At 34.8% G+C, this 1,715-nt stretch carries 1 protein-coding gene; it reads right to left on the bottom strand.

Annotation, left to right across the window (positions count from 1 at the left end):
* Positions 1-1,478: hypothetical protein (locus tag WBJ10_RS17620; RefSeq protein ID WP_424292678.1), on the bottom strand; the 1,478-nt coding region annotated here is incomplete at its 3' end.
* Between the last annotated feature and the right edge of the window lie 237 nt (positions 1,479-1,715).

The raw sequence follows: 1,715 nt of genomic DNA, 5'->3' as shown, positions 1-1,715 counted from the left end.
ACGAGAATTGGCAACACTTGGCTTACTCCGACTCCTACATGAGTTAAATCATGGAGGTATGAGGAATTTTGTGTTGAAATTTTCAATTCGTGTCCAAGTTTTCCAATATCAGCTGTATCAACCTTATTAGCTATTCCCATGTAGTCTAGCCAATCCAACACAGCATTAATCAAAGTGTCTTCCGTAACCTCGACTGTGATATAGTTTGAGAGCAATGAAGCAGGGGTTATATATTTTACATGTGTATTTTTATTTGCCTCCAAGACGGCGGCTGTATTCTCGCCCTTAAATCCAATGTCTTTAGGATCTGATGTTCCAGATAAGGGATAAACAGATTTAGGTTCATCTCTCAAGGGACCGAGATATTTTAAATGTCTTTTGAAGAAGTAATCCAGATATTCAACATAATCATAAAATTCAAATGACACGCTTAACTTATTTTCTGTGTCAAAATCTGTTGCAATTAGACTTTTGAGAAACGTACGATTTTCATCGACTTTTTGAAAAAAGTTTCTTGCTAAAATATCCCGGCGAGATTTCAGTAGTACCAAATTATTGAAAGTGATAGTTTCTGTAAATCCTTGCACATCTGCAAACAAGGTTGGTTTAGCATCCTTTGAAAGAGGTAATTCTTTTTTTACTTCTTTCAAAATATTTGTAAGTTCTTTAATAATTAGTTTGTTACTGTATTTTTTAAAAAGCCTTTGACTGTCACCTCTGTCATCGGGATTTTTATTTGATAAAAATGTTAAGAATTGTATTTTTTCCTCCTCAATTTGATCATAACAGACAGTTAAAAATCTAGGAACAAAATGTGAAAGGACGGCCCCAACGTATTTAATTGAAGGATTATCAGGATTATAATCTTTGCGATAACCTATGTCCGTTACTTTTGTAGGCTTTTTAACTTCAAATTCAAGTGTACCTATATCAATTACGTTATCGATAATCAAATCCAATTCGACTGCCCGTTCGGCAAGGTCTTTATTGGTTCTATGAATCTCTACTTCCTCCGACTTTGTTTCCCCCTTCCTAGTAGCCTTAACATATGACTTTTCCAACCGAGGTTGTAATTTATGTAAGTCAGATGCTACATCGTTAATAATATCCGTGAAAGAAAATTCGCAGCATACTGACTTAAGTTCGTTAGCATTGAAGTACGGTCGGCTGTACATAAAGAAGTCATAGTCTGCTCCGCCCCGCAACGGCTGTAGTTCAAATCCAATAGTAATGCTTCTTTTTTTGGCACCATTTGAAAGAATATCGTTAAAAGTGCCAAATTTGGAAATATGTCCATTTAGTATGATAGATTTCGTTGCGACAGAATTCTGCAAGGTTTGAGCGGTTAACAAAATACTTTGTAGTATGGTACTCTTTCCTGAGCTATTTGCACCAGCAAAAATGGTTAATGGCGCAAATTCTAACTGATTTGAAATCTTAACTGATTTAAAATTTTCGAGTGTCCAACTCTTGATCATCGTGATTTAATTATTTAATTTAAATAAACATAAGTTAAATTTATTACAAGAGTAAAATTTCCTCATCAATTTATGAAGCTTTCGTTCGGTTCTTTACGATGTCCAGCTTATAAAAAATCAGACATCAGATCTCCAAGGGTTCACTGTAGCTGAGAAAATTTTACTAACAATTTGACATGCTCACTAAACTTTAGGACGTTTAAACAATGAGCGAAACGGCGGTTTCATTGTTAAGGC

The sequence above is a fragment of the Daejeonella sp. genome, from assembly GCF_049655485.1.
Lineage (GTDB): Bacteria > Bacteroidota > Bacteroidia > Sphingobacteriales > Sphingobacteriaceae > Daejeonella.
Note: the sequence above shows the minus strand (reverse complement) of the source record. Positions and strands in the feature narration are given on the sequence as shown.